Raw genomic sequence first — 21,805 nt, 5'->3', positions numbered from 1 at the left:
TGCTTACAAAATCGCGCTATCGACTTGGGGTGTGGAGCGGCCTAAAGCGGGAAGCGATGGGTCAATCGCCGCACAATGAAAGCTTCGTCCTGCTCGACGATGCCCGCGCGCCAGATGAAGGCGGCAGCGGGCCAGCCGATGCGCTGCTGTATTCGGCCCCGCGCGAAGTGTTCGTTGCCTATCACAGTGATGAAGTTGTCCCCGCTCTCGAAGCGGCAGAGGCCGCGCGGCAAAAGGGTGGCGAGCTTGCAGGGCTGATCGCTTATGAAGCGGGCCTCGCGCTTGAAGGCAGGCTTGAACCCCTGGCCGATGCGCGCACCGGTGCAAATGGCCCGCTGGTGTGGCTTGGCGTGTTCGATGAACCAGAGCGGATTGCCGCGAAGGACGTGCCCGCCTGGCTCGCCGCAAGAGCACAAGGCGAGGCGAAGCTTGGCCCGCTCGAACCTGCGCTTTCGCCTGCGGGATACAGCAGCGCCTTTGCTGCATTGCGTGAGGCGATCCATGATGGCGACATCTATCAGGCGAACCTCACCTATCCGCTGACCGGTTCTTATCGCGGCGATCCGCTCGCGCTCTACGCGCAGCTTCGCAGCTCGGCGAATGCCGGGTATGGCGGCGTGATCTACGACGGTTCACATTGGCTGTTGAGCTTCTCACCCGAACTTTTCGTGGCGCTGGACCCGCAAGGCAATGCCAAGGCAAAGCCGATGAAAGGCACCCGTCCACGCGGCAGTGACGAGGCAAGCGACAGGGCGCTTGCCGAAGAACTCAGCACCTCGGTCAAGGACCGCGCGGAAAACCTGATGATCGTCGATCTTATCCGCAATGACCTATCCCGCGTCGCTGAAGCGGGAAGCGTGCAGGTCGATGCGCCTTTCGCGATCGAGAGTTATCCAACAGTTCATCAGATGGTCTCAAGCGTTCGCGCCAGCCTTGCCGAGGGGAAATCCGCAAGCGATCTGGTGCGCGCGATGTTCCCCTGCGGCTCGATTACGGGCGCGCCCAAGATACGCGCTATGGAACTCATCCAAAGCCACGAACGCGATGCGCGCGGGGCCTATTGCGGAAGCATCGGGCGCATCGGCGCCGACGGCACGGCCGCGTTCAATGTCGCGATCCGCACCCTTCGCCTGACACCGATCGAGAACGGGCAAGGTCACGCCGTGCTTGGCGTGGGTTCAGCCATCGTCGCTGACAGCGACCCGCTTGCCGAAAGGCGCGAGTGCGAGGTCAAGGCAGGCTTTGCGCGTGGGTCCGGCGCTGGTGGTTTTGACCTGATCGAGACGATGGCTTTTGACCCTGAAACAGGCATTGCGCTTCTTGAATTGCATCTGGCGCGCATGAAAAAGAGCGCGGCCAAATTCGGTTTTGAATTCGACCGACACGCTCTGCGCAATCAGATACACGGCATGGTGTTCGAGCTTTCAGAGCCAACCAAAGTGCGGCTGGTGGTTTCAAAAAGCGGGGCGAGCGTGATCGAGACAGGGCCGATGCCCGAAAGCTTTGCGGACACAGCCAACGTGGTCGCACTGCCCTGCCCGCTTGATTCGTCGGACTGGCGGCTGGCAAACAAGACGAGCGACCGGGGCTTTTACGAAGACGCGCTTCGTGCCGCCCACGGCTTTGACGCGGTCGAGGCGATTCTTGTGCGCGAAGACGGGCTTGTGACCGAAGGAAGCTTCACCAACATCTTCGTCGAGGCCGATGGCGTGTTTCTTACCCCGCCCGCTTCGCTCGGCCTTTTGCCGGGGGTTCTTCGCGAATACCTTATCGAAAAAGGCCAGGCGCGCGAGGCGGAACTGACGCTTGATGACCTCAAGGATGGTTTTCAGCTTGGAAACGCCGTAAGGGGCCTGTTCGCAGCCAGATTGATCTAGAAAACCCGCTCGCGGTGAGCATGTTTCAAAGCTCGGGCGCGCGCACGGAGTGATATTAATGGCCCCCACAATCCTCTTCGAAGACGGCGAAGCGCTGGTGATCGACAAACCTGCGGGGCTTCCCGTTGATCGGCCAAAACGCGGGGGGCCGTGCCTCGAAGATCATCTCGATGATCTGAAGCTCGGCTTTCAGCGCCGCCCTGTTGCGGTGCACAGGCTTGATACCGACACCTCGGGTTGTCTGCTGCTTGCCCGCAATCCCAAGGCATTGAAACGCTTCAACAAGGCGTTCGAAGACCGGCTCGTGGCCAAGACTTACCTCGCAGTGATCGATTTCAAGCCCGCTGAAACCTCGGGCACGATTGCGCTGTCATTGTCAAAGATCAGCTCGGCGGAAAAAGGCTGGCGGATGATTGCAGCAAAGAAGGGCAAACCAGCGGTTTCGCATTGGGAATTGCTCGAAACCATCGGAGAGGGAGATCGCGTACGCTCGCTTATCCGTTTCCGCCCGGAAACAGGCCGCACCCACCAATTGCGCGTTCACGCTCTTCAAGGGCTCGGCGCACCACTTCTGGGCGATCCGGTCTATGGTCCGGTGAGAGGCCAGAACAAGGGCGCGCCGCGCACCATGCTCCATGCCGAAACCCTCGGGGTAGAGCGTGCGGGCAAGGATGCCATTACCGCGCACTCTCCCTTCCCCGAGGACTTTGTGCGCGCCGGGCTGACCGCTCCGCCGCCACCGATAATGCCGCCCGCAACCGAGAAGGACGATGGATAACACACTTCTCGATCGCGCTCACGCATTGGCGGAAGAAAGCTTCCTTGCAGGCTCTGGCCCCGGGGGACAAAACGCCAATAAAGTCGCGACCGAGGTGCAGCTGCGCGTCAATATCTATGCCCTGCGCCTGCCCCCTCCCGTTTTTGCACGGCTGCGCGAGGCGGCGGGGTCAAAGCTTACCGCTTCAGGTGACCTCCTCATCACCGCGCGCCAGCACCGCACGCAGGAAGCGAATCGGCAACTCGCCAGATCGCGGCTCGAGGAAATGCTTAAAGCTGCGCACCGTGCGCCAAAGAAACGCGCCAAGACCCGCGTGAACCGCGTGGGCAAGACCCAGCGATTGAAGGCGAAGAAAGCACGCGGTGAGGTCAAGGCCAAGCGGGGCAAGGTGTCGCGCTCGGATTGGTGACCCAAACGCAGCGACTCTTCTTGACTTTTCCCCGTGAATCGCCCAGAGGCGCGCGTCTGTAAGGCGGCGATCCCTAAACCAGCAATGGTAACGGTCCAGCGCCGCTGTTTGTTTTTACGGCCATTTGGCCTCATCATACCGTTTAGGAAACCGCCATGGCGAAGCCAGCAACCGTGAAAATCCGTCTCGTGTCCACCGCTGACACCGGCTTTTTCTACGTGACCAAAAAGAACCCGCGCAACATCACCGAGAAGATGACTTTCCGTAAGTACGATCCGGTTGTGCGCAAGCACGTTGAATTCAAGGAAGCCAAGATCAAGTAAGGTCTTGGGACCGTTGGATCTGAACCAATTGGTCGCTTCAAATTCATCGACAGTTCAACGCTTCACGCGTAACTGTGCGTCCATGAAAACACTCAAACTTCTTCGCCCGCGCGTTGCCATCGCAGCGCTTGCGGGCGCAGTCATGCTTGGAACCGGGCTTGGCGCCCCAACCGGCCCGTTCACCCCCGCCGAGGCGAGCGCGCAGACGCGCAGCGCGGACCTCAATCGCGCGGTCACTGCGCTGCGGTCAATCGGGACGATGAAGGCAAGCTTCGAGCAGATCGACCGCTCCGGCAATGTCGCGCGCGGGACGATGACATTGAAGCGGCCGGGCAAGATCCGCTTCGACTATGGCAAGAATGCCGACCTGCTGGTCGTCTCCAACGGCAAATCGCTTTACATGGTCGATTACGAGGTGCGCCAGGTCGAACGCTGGCCGATCAAAAACTCGCCCTTGGGCGCGCTTCTCGATCCTGAACGCGATGTGGCGCAATACGGCACTCTTGTCCCAACGGGCAGTTCCGATGTGATCAGCATCGACGTGCGCGATCCAGACCGCCCCGAGTTTGGCCGCATCAATCTTATCTTCGTGCGCAATGGAAATGCGCCCGGCGGATTGCAACTTACCCACTGGGTGGCCCTCGACGCACAGAATCACCGCACCACGGTTCGGCTGTCGTCTCACCGCTATGGAATTGCTGTTCCTGATTCGACGTTCAGCTTCGACGATCCGCGCCGCTCGTCTCGTCGGCCGGGGTGAACGTCTCACCCGCCAAAAGTTGTAATTTTGCGACAAAACTAGGTGGGCGTTCATATACGTGAAAGCCGGACAATCGTAAAAAGACTTCACAAGACGCCCGGAGGACGAGGTTTCCCCCCTGTTGTCTCTCCTCTTTAACGGGGTGTCTTGTCCAAGCGTGACGAACGCTGACTTTAAAGCCTCAGTGCCATCGCCCCCGGCACTGAGGCTTTTTTATTGCCGGTTTTTGTTTCGGTCCGGCCTTCTCTCTCCTGCCCGCTATTCCCAACCAAATCCGCTGCGAATGATGTCGTAAATGACATTTTGTTCGATCACGCCGCGCGCCTTTTGTGCGCCGGGTCCTTGAGCGTAGAGGGCAACATCCTCGCCGGCGTGCGTTTCACTGGACAAGGGGATAGTCGCCTGCTGGCGCGCGCTCACGCCCGTTTCGGGAAGAGGGCGCGGGTCCATTCCTGCGATTGCGCCCGGGCCGTTGGCATAACCAAGCGTCGTATAAGGCTTGCCATCATTCGCGGGCAGCGGCTCTTCGGTGTTGCTGATGTCGCCTGCCGGCGGCACGACCAGCCCGAGAATGTCGTTTCCGCGCCGCGGATATCCGGCGATTGTGAAAACGTGGCTGTGATCGGCGGTGACCATGATCAGGGTTTCATTGGGATCGGTGTTGTCGATTGCATGTTGGATCGCGCGGGCAAATTCGACCGTTTCTTCCAAGGCAACCCCTGCGCGCCCGTCGTGGTGTGCGTGATCGATCCGGCCCGATTCGACCATGAGGTAAAACCCGTCCGGATCGGTCTTGAGCCGCGCAATAGCCTGCGCTGTCATATCGGTGAGTGTCGGCTCTGCATTATCTGCCCCGCGTTCGGCGGTGTAGGTCATGTGGCTCTGAGAGAAAAGGCCGAGCACAGGGGCATCCATTGGCGCCTTTCCAAGCTCTTCTGCGTTTGTCACATAGCTTCCGCCCGTCCGGCTCACCCAGCTTGCGGCAAGGTTTGCAGATGGAGAGGTGCGCCGCCCATCGGCCTCGCTTCCAAAGAAATTATAGCGTCCCCCGCCAAGAGCCACATCCCAGTCAGCCTCGATGAGTTGCTGTGCGATGTCTTTGCAACCGGCCTCGTCCTGGCCGCTTTCCGGGTCGATAAAGCCTTCCCAATTGCGATCCGCGCTTCTGGCATAGACACTCGCCGGGGTTGCGTGCGTGATGCGAGCGGTTGAGACGATGCCAAGAGCAAGGCCGCGTTGCTTCACTTCTTCACCAAGCAGCGGAAGCGGGTGCGCCAGCGCATCGGCGCATGATCCGCGCGTCGCCTGTGGACCGATGCCGACAACGCCGATGCGGGTCTTGGACCCTGAATGCATGGCGGTCGCTGTGCCCGCACTATCGGGCACTTGGGCATTGGTGTTGTATGTCTTGACCAAGGCGACATTGTCGAATGTCTCGAAGGGAAGAACGTTTTCCTCCCCGCTGGCCCCGCGTTTTTGCCCGGCGTAAATGCGCGCAGCGGTGATGGTGGAGATGCCCATTCCATCGCCGATAAACAGGATCACATTCTTCGCACTCGGGGCTTCGCTCTCGGCAGGCTGCGATGCGCTAGCCACGGATGGCGCGCCCTGATCGGCGGTGCAGGCGCCAAGCGACAGGGCGCTGGCGGTGAGAAGGGCGGCAAGGTTGCGTTTCATATGCGGGTCTCCGTTTGGCAGCACTGCTATCGCCTTGAAGCATGGCGGGAAAGTGAAAGGTGGCGTTTTTGCGATCCGCATCCTAAATCCGCTCCCATGCTTAGTGTCGCCACATGGAACATCAATTCTGCGCGTTTGCGCTTGCCGATCATCGAGAGATATCTGGGCGATCATGCGCCCGATATTTTGTGCCTTCAGGAAATCAAATGTCAGGAGCATCAATTCCCGGCAGAGGCTCTGGCAAAACTTGGATATGAGCATCAGGCGGTTTGCGGGCAGAAGGGCTATCACGGCGTTGCCACCGTCAGCCGCGTGCCGATCCGCGAATATTCGCGCCACGACTGGCAGGCCAATGGCGAGGCGCGCCATGTCGGGGTTGAGGTCGTAGGCGCTGAAGTCGACGGAAAACCGGTGCGCGTCGACAATGTCTATGTTCCCGCAGGCGGCGATGAACCCGACCGCGAAAAGAACCCGAAATTCGGGCAAAAGCTCGATTTTCTGGCCCGCATGACCGATTGGGCAAAGGCGATTGAAGCGCCGACGCTGATCGTTGGCGATTTCAATATCGCTCCGATGGAAAGCGATGTCTGGAACCACAAACAGCTTCTCAAAGTGGTCAGCCACACGCCTATCGAGGTTGAAACGCTCCAGGGTTTCAAAGACGCGCATGGCTGGGTCGATCTGGGACGCGAATTCATCCGCGATCCGGACCGGTATTATTCCTGGTGGTCTTATCGCAGCAAAGATTGGCGTGTGAACGATCGCGGGCGCAGATTGGACCATATGTGGGCCTCGCCCGCGCTGGCGGCCAAGGCAACAGGGCACCGCCTGCTCGAAGATGCGCGCAATTGGGAAAAGCCTTCCGATCACATCCCGCTGGTGACAGAGTTCGATTTGTGAGCGAAGCCGAGCGCCTTGTCCCTCCCTCGCCGGAGCGGCGCGCGGCCCAGGCGGTCGATGCGCTGCGCCATGGCTGGGCGCTGGATTTTGCAGGCGGGCCGGTGCTGCTGCCGGTTGAAACCGCGATTGCAAGCGGAGCGACTTCGGGCCACCTCCTGATATCGGCTGCGCGTGCAGCGACGTTGAAGCTCATCAATCAGCTCGAGGCGGCGCGCAATGACCTGCCGCACACGCCCATTCTGATCCGTTCGGGCGAGGCGATCACGCTCGATGTTGCGCGCCCGATTGCCGATCCTTCGCTTGATCTTGGCAACCCGCTCAAAGGCCCGTTCAAGGCCGAGCCAATCGGCTGGCCTGACGAAGCGGTTGCGGCGATGGAATACGCGCGCATCGCCGGTATCCTGCCTGCCTTCATGGTCGACCCGGTCGCAGGGGGCGAGCCACATCCGCTTATCGCAAGCGACCTTGCCGCCTACACCGATGCGGGACGGCTCGACATCATCACCAGAGCGCGGCTTCCGGTGAAAGCCAATGAGGATGCCCAGATCATCGCCTTTCGCTCAACCGCGGATACGCGCGAGCATGTGGCGCTGATCATCGGCGAGCAATCGGGCGACCGCGAACCGCTGGTGCGGCTGCATTCCGAATGTCTTACCGGTGATGTTCTGGGCAGTCTCAAGTGCGATTGCGGCCCGCAACTCGATGCCGCTTTGGAAGCCATGTCCGAGCACGCCCGTAATGACGGCGGATGGGGCATCATGCTTTACATGAGGCAAGAAGGGCGCGGGATTGGCCTCATCAATAAACTGCGCGCCTACCGCTTGCAGGATCAGGGGTTCGACACGGTTGAGGCAAACGAGCGCCTTGGCCTTCCCGATGAGGCGCGCGATTTTCCCGTCGCCGCGCGAATGCTGGAGCTTATCGGTGCGAAATCCATTCGCCTTCTCACCAATAATCCGGCGAAGGTCAAAAGCCTCGAGGCGACCGGCATCCGTGTGAGCGAGCGGGTGCACCACCAGTTGCCGGACAATCCCCACAACGCGCATTATCTCGCCACCAAGCGCGACAGATCGGGGCATTTGCTCAAATGAAGGGCCCTGCAATCCCCATCACCATCCGCCCTGAAGAATCAGGCGATGAGGCGACAATCCACGCGCTCACCAAGGCTGCGTTCAAGGATATGCCCTTTAGCGAAGGAGACGAGCAGCGCGTGGTCGACGCCTTGCGCAAAGACGGTGATCTGACGCTTTCACTCGTGGCGGAAGATGAGGCACGCATTGTCGGCCATATCGCCTTTTCACCCGTCACGATCAGCGACGGCGCAATGGGCTGGTATGGCCTTGGCCCGGTCTCGGTCTGGCCCGAGCTTCACCATCAGGGCATTGGCGGAACTCTTGTCACAAGGGGCATCGCCGATATGCGCGCGCTTGGCGCGAAGGGCATCGTTCTATTGGGAAGCAATGAATACTATCCGCGCTTCGGCTTCAGGCACTTTGCGCAATTGACCTACCCCGGCCCGCCGCCCGAGTATTTTCAGGCGCTGCTTCTGGATGGCGATATGCCGAGTGGCGAAGTGACCTACGCGCCCGGGTTTTACCCCTAACGAAGCTCGTATTTCGTAAGGCCCCTTGCGAGCTTATTGCCGCTCATTACCACGCGCGAATTGGTCCAGTCGGCGAGGAACACACTCGCCCGGTTAAGCCCCGGCACGAAGCGCGCGGTGTTGTCCTTGACCACCAGACCATCGGGATCGTGAAGCAGCGTTTCTGCGCCCAGAGCGATAAAGGCGGAGTAATTCTCCTTGTCGCGGCCTTGCACGAACCAATTATTGGCAATCGTCCCTTTGCTGCCAGCGGGCAGGTCGATCATGTAGTTGGTGCCCATGCCATTCGCGTCGTCGAAGCTGTTATCCTCTAGGACGACATTGGCCGTGCGCGCTTTGACATAGTGGCCGCCGCGGCCCTTTTCAAAGCGGCTTTCCTTGACCGTCAGCGATCCATAGTTGCCGATGTAGATAGAATGTGCGCAGCCTGCGGAATGCTCGCAAGTGCCAAGCCCCGAGAAAGTCGAGCGCAGGATATAGATGCGCCCCTGCGGATTGTCGGCGGTCAGAATGCCCTGCTGAGAATTCAAAAACTTCGAATAGGCGACGTTCAGAACGCCTTTTTCCAGCCGGATGCCAGCGCCATTGCCATCGCCCACCGCCATATTGGTAAAGGTGAGCCCGCGCACTTCCGCGCCAAGCCCGCGCAAAACCAGAGCCGCCTTCCCCTCGCATGAACGGCGGTCGAAAGTGACAGTGCCATATTCGCGCGCAGCGTAAATCACCACGCCAGCCGTCTGGACCGCGCATTGGCGATAGGTGCCGGGCGCAATTTCAATCGTCCCGCGCCTGTCACCGATGGCGTTCACCGCGTCCTGGAGACTATCAAAACTGCGCCCGTTTTCCTTGATCACGAAAGCGGGTGCACTTTGCGCATTGGCAGGCGTGCCCACAAAAAGCGCTGCGCAAAGCAGCATCAGGCCAAAGGCGAACAGATGGTCGATGCGCGCAACTAGGCGTTGCCATAGAGCAGGGGCGGGAGGATTTCTAAACCGTGTCATGCCGCGCGATATACCCCAACCGGGCGCGCGCGGGGACTGCTCTCATTCATGCTGTACCGTTTCGAGCCATCGGACCTTGGACCGGTTAATCACATGATTAGCGTGTCCCGACCCGAATTGGGGCTTGGCTTACCGCCCGAGAGACCGCTACACGAATTCAGAAGATCAGGTATGGGACCGCGAGGAGGAGACCCGCAATGAAGAAACTTGCAATTGTAGCTGCCCTTGGCAGCCTTGGACTGGCCGCGTGCAACAGCGCTGATGATGCCTCGACCGAGGCGATGCCCGATACGGTTGAAATGCCCGCAGACGAGGCGCTCGAACCGGTCGCGGAAGAGCCTGTCGAAGACCCAGCGGCAATGGAGCCAGCCGATCCGGTCGATAGAGCGCCAAGCCTTGAGAGCACAGAAGCGGCAGCCGACGCCGCCGCACAGGTTGCAGCAGACGCGGCCGCCGCCGCGGAAGCCGCAGAAGCCGCCTCCGCAATTGATGTGAACAGCTTTGGCGGCGAAGACATTCCCGAAGACCCGCCGGAATAAATCATGCGAACAATCGTCTCGCTTGTCGCGGCAAGCCTGTCGCTTGCCGCCTGTGGCGGCGGTGCGCCTGACAGTGCCGGACCGGTAAGCGAGGATGAAGCGCAGGCCTTGAACAAGGCGGCCGAAATACTGGATGACCCGCGCGATGATAAACGCAGCGAGGCTCCGCAAACCGACACGACCAAAGGCGATGAGAGAGAGGGCCTTTAACCAATGAATGCACCCCAAGCAGTCGGGACCCCTGAAACGGGCGCAAACCCCGGCATGGACAGCGATGTTTTTGAACAGTTCGCCGAGCAATTGACGCGCTATGTGCGCGAGCGCCTGATCCCGGCAGAACCGCAAGTGATCGAGAACGACGCGATTCCGCCCGAGATCGTCGATGAAATGCGCGAAATGGGCCTGTTCGGCCTGACCGTGCCAGAGGAATACGGCGGCGCTGGCCTCAATATGAGCCAATATGCGCGTATCGTGAATATCATGGCCTATGCCGCGCCCGCTTATCGTTCGATCTTCTCGATCAACGTTGGCATGTTCGCAAGCGCGCTCAAGAACGGCGCGACCGAAGCGCAGCGCGAAGAGTGGTTTCCAAAGCTAGTTGAAGGCAAGATCGCCTGTTTCGGTCTGACAGAGCCGGGATCCGGCTCGGACAGTGCCGGCCTTCAAACCACCGCCCGGCCAAGCGCGGATGGCAATGGCTGGGTCCTGAACGGCACCAAACGCTACATCACCAATGCGCCGCACGCCGATGTCGGCCTTATCATGGCCCGCACCGAGAAGGAGAACCTCCCCAAGAACGCCCACGTCAGCGCGTTTCTGGTGCCGATGGACGCAAAAGGTGTCTCCACCGGATCGCCGGACAAGAAAATGGGCCAGTCGGGCAGCCATATCTCCGACATCATGCTCGATGATGTTGAGGTATCAGGCGATGCGCTTTTGGGCGGAGAGACCGGCAAGGGCTTCCGTTTTGCCATGCAGAGCCTCGATAACGGGCGCATTTCGGTGGGCGCAACGGCGGCGGGCTATGCGCGGCGCGCTCTCGACAGCGCAATCCGCTACGCCAATGAGCGCAAGGCGTTTGGCGAACCCATCGCCAACTTCCAGCTGATCCAGCAGATGCTCGCCGACAGCGAAATGGAAATCTATGCCGCCGAGGCGATGATGAAGGACGTGACCGAGCGGGCCGATCGCGGGGAGAACATTCTCGTGAAGGCGGCTGCGTTCAAAGTGTTCTCATCGGAAATGTGCGGGCGCGTGGTTGACCGCGTGGTTCAGGTCTATGGCGGTGCAGGATACCTTGCCGAATACGACGCCGAACGCTTTTATCGCGATGCGCGCATCTACCGCATTTACGAGGGCACAACGCAGATCCTCCAGCTTCAAATCGCCAAGCATATGTTGCGCGAATGGCAGGCAGCGAACGGATAACCAACCCGTCATTTCCGCGCCGCAAACGCCGGGCGCGGGAAACCAGATAACCTACATCAGGGGGTCCATGAGAAGCAGGGCCCCCGCCTTTACGGGGATCACGATTGTATAAACTCCTCAACGACCTCTCGATCATCGAAGTCTCCAGCTTCGTCGCCTCACCGACAGCGGGGCTTTACTGCGCGCAAATGGGCGCGGAGGTCATTCGCGTCGATCACAAGGCAGGCGGGCTTGATTACGACCGATATATGCTGACCAAGGAAGGCCGCTCGCTTTCGTGGGAGAATTTGAACCGCGCGAAGAAGTCGGTCGCCCTCGACCTGCGCAGTGGAGAGGGGCGCGAACTATGCGTGGAGCTGGCCGCCAAGACAGGACAGTGCATCACCAATCTGCCTGAGAAAAGCTTCCTCAGCCATGCAGCCATGCGAGCAAAACGTGATGATATGGTGAGCGTGCGGATCATGGGCTGGCACGACGGGCGCCAGGCGATGGATTTCACCGTCAATGCCGCCGCCGGCTATCCCCTTATGACGGGACCTGAAGAGTGGGACGCGCAAACCGCACCTCCGGTTAGCCAGCCACTTCCCGCATGGGATTTCATCACCGGCGCATACAGCGCCTTTGCCCTGATGACGGCCCTGCACAATCGCGCCGCCACCGGCGAGGGGTCAGAGATGCGCGTGCCTTTGGGCGATGTTGCGATTGGGACGATGGCAAATTCGGGCACCATGGCCGAAATGCTCTATCGCGGGTCCGATCGTCAGCGGTTGGGCAATGCTATCTGGGGCGCGTTCGGGCGCGATTTTCAGGCCAGTTGCGGAACCCGTTTCATGGTCGCAGCGCTTACGGCAAAACAATGGACCGGCCTTGTCGCTGCCTTCGATGTGGCCGATGAGATCGCAACGCTCGAAAAAGAGCTTGGCGTGGATTTCGATGCCGGTGACCGCCCGCGTTTCGAAAACCGCCACCGCCTCTTCGACCTCTTCCAGACGGCCGCAGACAGCTTCGACTATGACACGCTTTCAGGCCGCATGGCGGATCAGGGCTGTACCTTCGAAAAATACCGCTCGCATCACGAGGCATCGACCGATCCGGTGCTTGTCGATAACAATCCGCTGTTCGGACCATCGCCTGCAAACCCGTCGGGCTTTGACTATCCTGCCACGCGCAGCTTCGCCAATATGCCTGAGCGCGAGGCCGGAGACCCTGCGCCCGCGCCTTTCCTCGGGCAACATTCCGAAGAAGTGTTGGCCGACAGGTTGGGCCTTTCTTCCGGTGCCATCGCCAAGCTGATTGATGCTGGCACCGTTTCGCTATCCGATGAAAACGCCGATTACAGGAACCGCTAATGTCAAACCCCGTCTCCCGGCGCGCAGCCATTGTTTCGCCCCTTCGCACCCCCGTCGGCAAATTCCTCGGCGGGCTTTCCAGCCTGAATGCGGGCGAGCTTGGCGCGGTTATCCTGAAAGCACTGGTGGAGCGTTCTGGCATCGACCCGGAACGCGTCGACGATGTGGTTTTCTCCCAAGGCTACGGCAATGGAGAGGCCCCTGCGATTGGCCACTGGTCATGGCTTGCTGCTGGCCTGCCATTGGAAGTGCCCGGATACCAGCTCGACCGCCGCTGCGGCTCCGGCCTGCAAGCGGTCGCCAATGCGGCGATGATGGTTGAAACGGGTATGGCGGACGTCGTGGTCGCTGGCGGGTGCGAGAGCATGTCCAATGTCGAGCACTACACTTTGCAAGGTCGCGGGGGACAGCGCATGGGCGATATTACGCTTTATGACCGCTTGTCGCGGGGCCGACTGATGAGCCAGCCGATTGAGCGGTTTGGCGTGATAACCGGCATGATCGAGACGGCCGACAATCTTGCAAAAGATTACAACATCACCCGCGAGGAAGCGGACGCCTATGCCGTGCGCTCGCACAGACAAGCCGCAGCGGCCTGGGAAGCGGGCAAGTTTGACGACCACCTTGTCACCGTCGATGTTCCTCAACGGCGCGGCGATCCGGTGACTTTCGCGAAGGATGAAGGTTTCCGCACGGACGCCTCGATGGAAACGCTCGGCAAACTTCGCGCCATCGACGGCAAGCGCGACCCGCAAGCCATCGTTACCGCAGGCAATGCCAGCCAGCAGAACGATGCCGCCGCCGCCTGCCTTGTGGTGGCAGAAGACAAGCTCGAAGAGCTGGGCCTTACCCCATCGCTCTGGTTCGGCGGCTGGGCAGCGGCAGGGTGCGATCCATCGCGCATGGGCATCGGACCCGTGCCCGCGACCCAGAGGCTCTTCGAACGGCGCGGTTACAGCTGGGACGATATCGACCTTGTCGAATTGAACGAAGCCTTTGCCCCACAAGTCCTCGCCGTTCTCAAAGGCTGGGGCTGGAGCGATGATGATTCGCGCCGCGATATCCTCAACGTCAACGGTTCCGGCATCTCGCTGGGCCACCCGATTGGCGCAACCGGCGGGCGTATCCTTGCCGATATGGCAGCCGAAATGCACCGTAGGGGCGCGCGCTATGGCCTTGAAACCATGTGCATTGGCGGGGGCCAGGGTATCGCCGCCGTCTTTGAGCGCGCACAATGAGGACAGGACAATGAGCTTCGAGACGTGGATCGGGCGCGAGCAGGAGGCGCATGACACGCTCACCCCGCAAACGGCGGCGCAGTGGTGCGCGACCCTCGACATTCCCATGCCAGAACGCTGGATCATGCCGCAGGGGATCCATTTCGTCCTGTGCACGCCCGATGCCCCTACCTCGGCGCTTGGTGAAGACGGCCACCCTGCGCGCGATGAAAGCCCCGACAGCTTCTTCCCGCCCTTCCCCCTGCCCCGCCGTATGTGGGCCTCAAGCGATATCCGGTTCATTGCGCCCATTGCGGTGGGCGCAGTCGTCAAGCGCACCAGCCGCATCGCCTCGATAGCCGAGAAAGAGGGCGCGTCGGGCAAGCTGGCCTTTGTCAATGTCGAGCATGAAACGGTCGCGAACGGCACGCTTTCAGTGAGCGAGACACAAACGCTCGTTTACCGCGATGCCGCGGCCCCTGATGCGCCGCTCAGCCCGCCGGAGCCGGGCGATGGCGCATTTGATCCAAGCGAATGGGATGCGCACCGTCTCGTCACTCCCGATGAGCGGCTGTTGTTCCGCTATTCGGCGCTCACCTTCAACACCCACCGCATCCATTATGACGCTCCCTATGCGAGCGATGTCGAACGATATCGCGGACTTGTCGTGCACGGGCCGCTCACCGCCTCAATGCTTTTGCAGATGGCGGCAGGCGAACTTGGCGAAAACCGGCTGCGGCATTTTGCCTTCCGGGGGGTCTCGCCGGCGATTGCAGGCGATGCGCTCAACCTTGTGATGCGCAAAAGCGAGGATGGATTTGAACTCGGCGCCTTTGCCAGCGACGGGCGACAGATCACCAGGGCGAGCGCCAGCTTCTAGTCAATCGGATAAGGCTCAAGCGGCTCGATCACGCCATAGCTTTCCTCGAATGGCTCGTGCCCTAGGTCTGGAAATTCGATCGCAGGCGGCTCGATGTGCATATCGGGCAGGCGGTCGAGCAGGTCGCGGATGAGCGTCAGCCGCCCGCGCTTCTGATCGTTGAAATCAATCAGCGTCCACGGCGCATGGCGCGTGTGCGTCGCCTTCAACATCGCCTCACGCGCATCGGTATAAGCCTGGTATTTCTCGCGCGCGGCAAGGTCGACGGGCGAAAGTTTCCAACGTTTGAGCGGGTCTTCGCCGCGCTCCTTCAACCGCTCTTCCTGCCGCTCCTGATCGGTGGTCAGCCAGTATTTGAACAGCAATATGCCATCATCGGTGAGCATCTTTTCAAACGCCGGCGTCACTTCAAGAAACGCCTCAGCCTCTTCTTCCGAGCAATAGCCCATAACCCGTTCCACCCCGGCGCGGTTGTACCACGAGCGGTCGAACAGGACGATTTCGCCAGCATGGGGCAGGTGGCAGATATAACGCTGGAAATACCACTGGGTCTGCTCTTCTTCGCTCGGCTTGGAAAGCGCGACGGTGCGGCACTGGCGCGGGTTCAGCTTGTCGCGAACCGCCCTGATCGCACCGCCCTTGCCCGCCGTATCGCGCCCCTCGAAGATCACCACGATCCGCGCGCCCGTCGCCTTGGCCCAGCGCGCCATGCCGACCAGCTCCTCGGTCAGCGGCTCCAAAAATTCGCGGTATTCCTTACCCTTCAGCGCCATGTGGTGCCCCCTATTGTACTTGCAGACGCGGGCGAGTGGTATCATATGATACTATATGGCTACGCCCGAAAACACGTCGCATCACACTGACACCGATTTCACCGCACTTCCAGAGCTGGGGGATGAGGTGTTCACCGCCCCGCTCGCGCGGCCTGAGCACGTGGGCGAGGATTGGGTCGAACCTGCGCAAACCAACTACACTTCCGAAGACCATAGCGTGTGGAACGCCCTCTTCGCGCGCCAGATGGAAGTGCTGCCCGGTCGCGCGGCGAGTGCGTTTATGGCTGGGCTTGATAAATTGGACCTGTCGCGCGGCGGCATCCCCGAATTTGGCGAATTGTCGGAAGAACTGGACAAGCTGACGGGGTGGAGCGTCATTCCTGTGCCGATGCTGATCCCCGATCACGTATTTTTCTGGCACCTTGCCAACCGCCGCTTTCCGGCCGGCAATTTTATCCGCACGCGCGAGACATTTGACTATATTCAGGAGCCCGACGTCTTCCACGACGTGTTCGGCCATGTGCCGATGCTTACCGATCCGGTCTTTGCCGATTATATGCAGGAGTATGGCCGCGCCGGGTGGAAGGCGATGCGCTACAACCGGCTGAAGGCTTTGGGCGCGCTTTACTGGTACACGGTCGAATTCGGTCTGATCGAAGAGGCGGAAGGAATTCGAGCCTATGGCGCGGGCATCCTTTCAGGGCCAACAGAGGCGAAATTTGCGGTCGAGGCGCAAAGCCCCAACCGCATCATGCTCAATGTCGACCGCGTGATGCGCACCGATTACGTGATCAGCGATCTGCAGCCGACCTACTTCGTGATCGAGAGTTTTGACGATCTTTATCGCCAGACGGTGGAGCGCGATTTTGACCGGCTATACCGTAATCTTGCGCCCGGCTTCACCTATGCCAATTCGGCGGTGATCGACGTCGATAATGTCGTGAACCGCGGGACACAGGAATATCACCTTCGCGGGGGCAATGGCTCGGGCGCTGCCCCGATTTAAACGTCGCGTGTTACGAAGGCGTAGTAACCGACGATTGCTGGCAGTGTCGCCCCCACTGCTGCGCCAAATCCCAGCCAGCTGAGCGACCCCAGAACGGTCCCGCTGTTGCCGACGAGTCCCGCCACAAGGCTGGTCAGCATGGCGATGAGGATCATGCGCAGCACCGCGCCCGGAGCATCCAGCCGCAAGATGATGGAGCCAAGCCAGCCGAGCAACGCGCCAATGTTGATGAGAATAATCAGTGCCATGATTAGAAGAAATAGAGCAGCCCTGCGCCCATAGCCACCCGGTAGATGACAAAAACCAGCATGGAGGCGCGTTTGAGGAAGTTCATCAGGAAATACATGGTGGCAAAGGCTGAAAGGAACGTCAGCACCCCTGCGATAAGCGCATCGATTGCAAGCGCCATGCCTGCCTCGAATATCTCGGGCACGATCAGCACGCCCGCACCGGCGACAGCCGGGATCGACAAGAGGAAGGAGAAGCGCGCGGCCTCGACCCGCTTGTAACCGAGGAAGCGCGCCGCGGTCATGGTGACGCCCGAACGCGATGTGCCGGGAATAATTGCCAGCGCCTGAGCAATGCCGACGATCAGCCCGTCGCGCCAACTCATATCCTCGAACGCCTTGACCTCCCGGCCCACCGTGTCTGCAAGACCCAGAAGGATACCGTAGAAGATAAGGTTGAAGGCGATGAGATCGGTGAACCGGATCGAGCTCATCAGATCATCATCGACTATGGTAATGTTGAACCAAGTTTCGGCGATGGAATTGAACGCCCCGAGCTTAATCGCGAGCCCAAAGGCAACCGCCGGAATAGTGCCCAGCACGATCCACCAGAACAATTTGCGTTCAGCGGGCGCATTGGGGGCCGATGTGCCCACCCCAATGCTCGCAAATCCGCCGCGCGCCAGCACCAGCACGTCCTTGAAAAAGTAGACGATGATCGCAAGCAGCGAGCCCACGTGCACCGCCACATCAATCAGCGGGCCCTGATCCTGAAAGTCGGTGAAGACCGAGATCAGAATAAGGTGTCCCGACGATGAAATCGGCAGAAATTCGGTGATGCCCTGCACCACAGCGATAATAAGAAGCTGCAAAAACGACATAGGCCCAACTCCATGAATGAAGCCGGGCCCATGTCAATTTCAAAGACGCAAAACGTCCGCGTTTTTTACCAGATCTTCACGCGCTTTTCCGGCGGAAGATAGAGTTCGTGCTCTTCGGTGACGTTAAACGCTTCGTACCACGCGTCATTGTGACGCACGGCATTGTTCAGGCGGAATTCGCCGGGAGGGTGGTTTGCGGTCATCACGCGGTTGCGCAAGCTCTCCTCACGCTCCATCCCGCGCCAGATCTGCGCAAAGCCAAGGAAGAAGCGTTGATCGCCGGTAAGGCCGTCGATCACTGGCGCCTCTTCGCCGTTCAGCGAGAGTTTGTAGGCGCGGTAGGCCATTTGCAGGCCGACCACATCGCCCAGCGTCTCACCCATGGATTGGCCGGGGCGAAGGCACTCGGGACCGTTTGACCCCTCGACAGGGCAGTAGGCTTTGATGAATTCGCCCATCTGGTCGGTGAAGGCGACGAAACCCTCGCGATCTTCGGGTTGCCACCAATTGCGCAAAGTGCCCGAGGCATCGAATTGCGAGCCCTGGTCGTCATAACCGTGTCCGATCTCGTGCCCGATCACAGCGCCAATGCCGCCATAATTGACCGCCGGATCAGCGCTCGCGTTGAAGAATGGCGGTTGCAGGATCGCAGCGGGGAATACGATGCGGTTGGTGAGCGGCGAGTAATACGCATTCACCGTTTGCGGCGTCATGCCCCATTCGGTCGGATCGACCTTCTCATCGAGGCGCGAGCGCATCTCTGCATCCCACCACGATGCCACCGAAAACGCATTGGCGAGCGGGTTGTCGGCGGTGATTTCCATGCCGTCATAGGTCTTGAACTCGTCCGGATAGCCGATCATCGGCACAAAACCATTCAACTTGGCGCGCGCCTCTTCGATGGTTGCCTCGGTCATCCATTCATTGCGGTCGAGCGCCTCGTTCATCGACTTGGTGAGGTTGGCAACGAGCTCGTCCATGCGCGCCTTGCTTTCTGGCGGGAAATACTCCGCCACATAAAGCGCGCCCAATTGCTCACCGATGGCGCTTTCGACCGCGCCGATCGCGCGTTTCCAGCGTTCCTGCTGCTCTTCCTGCCCGTTGATCGCGCGGCCATATAGGTCGAAGCTTGCGTCATCCAGATCGCTCGACAGAACGGCTGCGTATTCGTTGAGCATCGATTTTGCCATATAGGCCTTGATCGTTGCCAGCGGGGTTTCGCTGATGAGCTGCATCATGGCCGGCAAGCCGCCGCCGATCATGTCAAGCTGCGCCTCGGTAAGGCCCAGCGTCTCGATCTCTTCGTCCGTCGGAGGAAGCTGGCGGGCGAGGTAACGGCTCTGGCCTGCAAGCTGCGATGCCTCAAGAACGCCTGCAATCGGGAAGTCGCCTGCCATTTCGCTGAGTTCTTCCGGGGTCAGCACATTATAGGTGAGCTGCGGCATACGAAGAACAGGGCGCGACCATTCGAGTTCGGCCACTTTCTTTTCAAACGCATACACCGCTTGCGCTGCACCGGCTGCATCACCGTAGCCTGCTGCATCGAACATGGTGGTGAGGAAGGCTTTGTATTTCTCGCGGATCTCGAGATTGCTCTCAGAATCGACAAGGTAATAGTCGCGGTCCGGAAGCCCCATGCCATCAAAGCCGATGCCGACCACATAGTCGGTCGGATTGCGCGCATCGATGGTGACGTTTGCGCTCACCAATGACGGAAAGCCGGGCTGTGCCGATACGCGCATCAGGGCATCAAGGTCCGAGGCGCCGAAAATCTGCGACAGGTAAGGCTGCACCGGTGCAAGGCCGCTCGCATTAATCGCATCGACATCCATGTAGGAGGCATAGGCATCGACGATGCGGCGGGCCTGTGTGCCGGGCGCCGGATCAGAGGCGACGAGCCCCTCCACCAGGGATTTCACATCCTGCGTCGCGCCTTCGCGCAGCATGTCGAATGCACCATAACGCTGGCGGTCGGCCGGAATTTCGTTGGCGGCAATCCACATGCCGTTGACATAGGCGTTGAAGTCATCGCCCGGTTCGACACTTGCGTCGATTGTGCCGAGCCCTACACCCCAGTCACCGAAATCCATTGTCGGTGCGGTCGCTTCGCTGCCGGTTTCGGCGTGATCGTCGAGATGGTCTGTGAGGCCATGTGGCTGGTGCTGGCCGTGGTCGTGGTGGCTGTCTTGTGCCAACGCGCCCGTCGACAGCGCGAGGGCGGCGGTTCCTGCAAGGAGAAACTTGGTGGTGCGGATCATACAATGGGTCCCCGATTGAAATGGTTTGAGACGTTGCTCTGCATGCTGGCCTAGCGCAGTCGCGCAAACAAGGTTGCAATTTGTCGCCTGAAGGGCGCTGTTCGTCGAAACGAGCGCTTTTTTCGCGCCCGCGCTGCTGGCTGGATCAGGCCGCTTCGGTGGCCGCAAATTGCAGCTTGGCAAGCCGGGCATACAGGCCGCCGCCCGCTGAAAGCTCGGCGTGTGTGCCTTGCTCCACCGCCTCGCCTTCGCTGAGCACGATGATGCGGTCGGCCGCGCGCACGGTGGCAAGACGGTGCGCAATTACCAGAGTGGTGCGGTCCTTCATCAGCTCATCGAGCGCGGATTGCACCAATTGTTCGCTTTCAGCATCCAATGCACTCGTCGCCTCGTCGAGGAGCAGGATCGGCGCATCACGAAGGAGCGCGCGGGCGATTGCCACACGCTGGCGCTGACCGCCGGACAATTGCGTGCCGCCTTCGCCCAGATAGGTGTCGAGCCCCTGGGGAAGCGCTCGCAAGAATTGTTCGGCATTGGCCGCACGCGCAGCTTCCCAGATTTCTTCGTCCGACGCATTCCAGCGCCCGTAGCGCAGGTTGTCGCGGGCGTTGGCGCTGAACAAAACGCCCTCTTGCGGGACAAAGGCGATGCGTTCGCGAATGTCGGCGGGGTCCGCCTTGGGCAGGGGCACGCCGTCCAGGCGAATGGTGCCTTCTTGCGGGTCATAAAAACGCTCGACCAGCTGAAAGATCGTTGATTTGCCTGCACCCGATGGACCAACGATGGCGATGGTTTCGCCCGGCTCGATCTCAAGGTTAAAATTCTTGAGCGCGGTTTCCTCGGGCCTTGCAGGATAGCGGAAGCTGACATTTCTGAAGGAAAGCGAACCGCGCGCGGGGCTGGGCAATTGTTCAGGGCGCGCCGGACGGGCAATCTCGGGCTCTGTTTCAAGCAGTTCTGCCAACCGGCTCGCCGCGCCCGCGCCGCGAAGAAGGTCGCCATAAACTTCGGTAAGAGCGCCAAATGCACCAGCCACCAACATCGCACCCACGAGAAACGCAAGCAGCGTGCCCGAGGTGATATCACCAACAGCCACCGCAGCAGCGCCGCGCCAGAGTAGGAACACGATTGAGCCGAACAGCGCAAAAATGATGATAGAAGTCATGATCGCGCGCAAAACGATCCTTTTGCGCGCCGTGTTGAAGGTGTTCTCCACCGCTTCGCCGAAACGGCCCGTCTCGCGGTTTTCCTGACCGAAGCTTTGAACCACCTTCATCGCAGAGAGCACTTCGGTGACCATCGCGCCCACGTCCGCCACGCGGTCCTGGCTGTCGCGCGAAATCGACCGGATGCGCCGCCCGAACACGACAATCGGCAAGACCATCACAGGGATCCCAACCACCAGCCAGATGGTGAAATTCGGCAGCAGATAAAACAGGTAAATCGTGCCCCCGATGCCGAGGAAAACATTGCGCAGGGCGACCGAGACCGTCGTGCCCACGACCGTTTCGATGATCGCCGTGTCCGATGTCATCCGGCTCGAAATTTCCTTGGGCGAGTTTTCTTCATAGAAAGCAGGCGACAACCGCATCAGATTGCGGTGCACCTTGGCGCGGATGTCAGCGACGACGCGTTCCCCGATCCAGCTGACGAAATAGAACCGCGCCGCTGTGCCCAGCGCGATCACCACCACGATCAGCCCGAGATACCGGAACCAGCGCGCGATTTCGACTTCGCCCTGCCCTGCGCCAAACCCGCGGTCCACGATCAGCTGCACCGCCGCGGGTATGGCGAGCGTCCCCGCCGCAGTTACCGTGAGGGCGATCAGGGCAAAGATAACCTCGCGCGGATATTTCGCCGCCTCGCGAAACACCATCCTCAATGGCGCGAGCGAGCGCGACTTTGGCGCATCCTCGTTC

22 protein-coding genes are annotated in these 21,805 nt (G+C 60.3%); 15 read left to right on the top strand and 7 right to left on the bottom strand.

Annotated features, from left to right (window positions below; genetic code table 11):
* Positions 1–56: 56 nt before the first annotated feature.
* The 5 genes from pabB (at position 57) to MWU38_RS07530 (ending at position 4,147) form a co-directional block, all read left to right on the top strand.
* On the top strand, positions 57–1,877 hold the full coding sequence (pabB, locus tag MWU38_RS07550; protein ID WP_247271191.1) for an aminodeoxychorismate synthase component I: 1,821 nt from the start codon (positions 57–59) through the stop codon (positions 1,875–1,877).
* Between the two features lie 58 nt (positions 1,878–1,935).
* A complete protein-coding gene (locus tag MWU38_RS07545) occupies positions 1,936–2,655 on the top strand; it encodes an RNA pseudouridine synthase (RefSeq protein WP_247271190.1) in 720 nt (239 codons plus the stop codon).
* Complete coding sequence (gene arfB, locus MWU38_RS07540) at positions 2,648–3,064, top strand: alternative ribosome rescue aminoacyl-tRNA hydrolase ArfB (protein WP_247271189.1); 417 nt, start codon at positions 2,648–2,650, stop codon at positions 3,062–3,064. The genes MWU38_RS07545 and arfB overlap by 8 nt, the downstream gene beginning before the upstream one ends.
* A 155-nt stretch (positions 3,065–3,219) precedes the next feature.
* Complete coding sequence (gene rpmG, locus MWU38_RS07535) at positions 3,220–3,387, top strand: 50S ribosomal protein L33 (protein WP_034961594.1); 168 nt, start codon at positions 3,220–3,222, stop codon at positions 3,385–3,387.
* Positions 3,388–3,469: 82 nt separating this feature from the next.
* Positions 3,470–4,147 carry an outer membrane lipoprotein carrier protein LolA gene (locus MWU38_RS07530; RefSeq protein WP_247271188.1) on the top strand — a complete coding sequence of 226 codons (678 nt, stop codon included), beginning with the start codon at positions 3,470–3,472 and terminating at the stop codon, positions 4,145–4,147.
* Between the two features lie 258 nt (positions 4,148–4,405).
* Here MWU38_RS07530 and MWU38_RS07525 read toward each other — a convergent pair whose 3' ends face one another.
* Positions 4,406–5,824, bottom strand: a complete 1,419-nt coding sequence (locus MWU38_RS07525; protein WP_247271187.1) for an alkaline phosphatase — start codon at positions 5,822–5,824, stop codon at positions 4,406–4,408.
* A gap of 96 nt (positions 5,825–5,920) precedes the next feature.
* Between MWU38_RS07525 and MWU38_RS07520 the strand changes: the two genes are divergently transcribed.
* From MWU38_RS07520 to MWU38_RS07510, 3 genes are read left to right on the top strand one after another with little or no spacing between them, the layout of a single operon-like run.
* On the top strand, positions 5,921–6,724 hold the full coding sequence (locus MWU38_RS07520; protein WP_247271186.1) for an exodeoxyribonuclease III: 804 nt from the start codon (positions 5,921–5,923) through the stop codon (positions 6,722–6,724).
* Entirely contained in the window at positions 6,721–7,815 is a 1,095-nt protein-coding gene (ribA, locus tag MWU38_RS07515; protein WP_247271185.1) for a GTP cyclohydrolase II, read from the top strand. Before MWU38_RS07520 ends, ribA begins: the two co-directional genes overlap by 4 nt.
* Positions 7,812–8,327 carry an N-acetyltransferase gene (locus MWU38_RS07510; RefSeq protein ID WP_247271184.1) on the top strand — a complete coding sequence of 172 codons (516 nt, stop codon included), beginning with the start codon at positions 7,812–7,814 and terminating at the stop codon, positions 8,325–8,327. Before ribA ends, MWU38_RS07510 begins: the two co-directional genes overlap by 4 nt.
* Here the strand turns inward: MWU38_RS07510 and MWU38_RS07505 are convergent.
* Positions 8,324–9,328: a right-handed parallel beta-helix repeat-containing protein gene (locus MWU38_RS07505; protein ID WP_247271183.1), complete on the bottom strand. Its 1,005-nt coding sequence runs from the start codon at positions 9,326–9,328 to the stop codon at positions 8,324–8,326. The genes MWU38_RS07510 and MWU38_RS07505 overlap by 4 nt on opposite strands.
* 197 nt (positions 9,329–9,525) lie before the next feature.
* Here MWU38_RS07505 and MWU38_RS07500 point away from each other — a divergent pair, with 197 nt between their 5' ends.
* The 6 genes from MWU38_RS07500 to MWU38_RS07475 all read left to right on the top strand — a co-directional run bounded on the left by MWU38_RS07500 (position 9,526) and on the right by MWU38_RS07475 (position 14,741).
* A complete protein-coding gene (locus MWU38_RS07500) occupies positions 9,526–9,867 on the top strand; it encodes a hypothetical protein (protein WP_247271182.1) in 342 nt (113 codons plus the stop codon).
* Between the two features lie 3 nt (positions 9,868–9,870).
* Positions 9,871–10,077: a hypothetical protein gene (locus MWU38_RS07495; RefSeq protein ID WP_247271181.1), complete on the top strand. Its 207-nt coding sequence runs from the start codon at positions 9,871–9,873 to the stop codon at positions 10,075–10,077.
* Between the two features lie 3 nt (positions 10,078–10,080).
* Positions 10,081–11,295, top strand: a complete 1,215-nt coding sequence (locus tag MWU38_RS07490; RefSeq protein ID WP_247271180.1) for an acyl-CoA dehydrogenase family protein — start codon at positions 10,081–10,083, stop codon at positions 11,293–11,295.
* A 104-nt stretch (positions 11,296–11,399) separates the two neighbouring features.
* The gene (locus MWU38_RS07485) at positions 11,400–12,644 is read left to right on the top strand and encodes a CoA transferase (RefSeq protein WP_247271179.1); all 1,245 of its coding nucleotides are present in this window, start codon (positions 11,400–11,402) and stop codon (positions 12,642–12,644) included.
* Positions 12,644–13,882 carry an acetyl-CoA C-acetyltransferase gene (locus tag MWU38_RS07480; protein ID WP_247271178.1) on the top strand — a complete coding sequence of 413 codons (1,239 nt, stop codon included), beginning with the start codon at positions 12,644–12,646 and terminating at the stop codon, positions 13,880–13,882. The genes MWU38_RS07485 and MWU38_RS07480 overlap by 1 nt, the downstream gene beginning before the upstream one ends.
* Before the next feature lie 10 nt (positions 13,883–13,892).
* Complete coding sequence (locus MWU38_RS07475; protein WP_247271177.1) at positions 13,893–14,741, top strand: MaoC family dehydratase N-terminal domain-containing protein; 849 nt, start codon at positions 13,893–13,895, stop codon at positions 14,739–14,741.
* Here the strand turns inward: MWU38_RS07475 and ppk2 are convergent.
* Positions 14,738–15,514 (bottom strand): polyphosphate kinase 2, encoded by a 777-nt coding sequence (gene ppk2 / locus MWU38_RS07470; protein ID WP_247271176.1) that lies wholly within the window; start codon positions 15,512–15,514, stop codon positions 14,738–14,740. The two genes, MWU38_RS07475 and ppk2, sit on opposite strands and share 4 nt — an antisense overlap.
* Before the next feature lie 55 nt (positions 15,515–15,569).
* Here ppk2 and phhA point away from each other — a divergent pair, with 55 nt between their 5' ends.
* Complete coding sequence (phhA, locus tag MWU38_RS07465) at positions 15,570–16,520, top strand: phenylalanine 4-monooxygenase (RefSeq protein ID WP_247271175.1); 951 nt, start codon at positions 15,570–15,572, stop codon at positions 16,518–16,520.
* Here the strand turns inward: phhA and MWU38_RS07460 are convergent.
* From MWU38_RS07460 to MWU38_RS07445, 4 genes are all read right to left on the bottom strand, one after another.
* Positions 16,517–16,768 (bottom strand): hypothetical protein, encoded by a 252-nt coding sequence (locus MWU38_RS07460; RefSeq protein WP_247271174.1) that lies wholly within the window; start codon positions 16,766–16,768, stop codon positions 16,517–16,519. The genes phhA and MWU38_RS07460 overlap by 4 nt on opposite strands.
* A 2-nt stretch (positions 16,769–16,770) precedes the next feature.
* Complete coding sequence (locus MWU38_RS07455; protein ID WP_247271173.1) at positions 16,771–17,628, bottom strand: undecaprenyl-diphosphate phosphatase; 858 nt, start codon at positions 17,626–17,628, stop codon at positions 16,771–16,773.
* A gap of 65 nt (positions 17,629–17,693) precedes the next feature.
* Positions 17,694–19,886 (bottom strand): M13 family metallopeptidase, encoded by a 2,193-nt coding sequence (locus MWU38_RS07450; RefSeq protein ID WP_247271172.1) that lies wholly within the window; start codon positions 19,884–19,886, stop codon positions 17,694–17,696.
* A 145-nt stretch (positions 19,887–20,031) separates the two neighbouring features.
* Entirely contained in the window at positions 20,032–21,762 is a 1,731-nt protein-coding gene (locus tag MWU38_RS07445; protein ID WP_247271268.1) for an ABC transporter transmembrane domain-containing protein, read from the bottom strand.
* Between the last annotated feature and the right edge of the window lie 43 nt (positions 21,763–21,805).

The sequence above is a fragment of the Qipengyuania sp. S6317L1 genome (assembly GCF_023015615.1).
In the GTDB taxonomy this organism is placed as follows: domain Bacteria; phylum Pseudomonadota; class Alphaproteobacteria; order Sphingomonadales; family Sphingomonadaceae; genus Erythrobacter.
The sequence above is the reverse complement of the archived record's forward strand: the minus strand, read 5'-3'. Positions and strand labels throughout refer to the sequence as shown.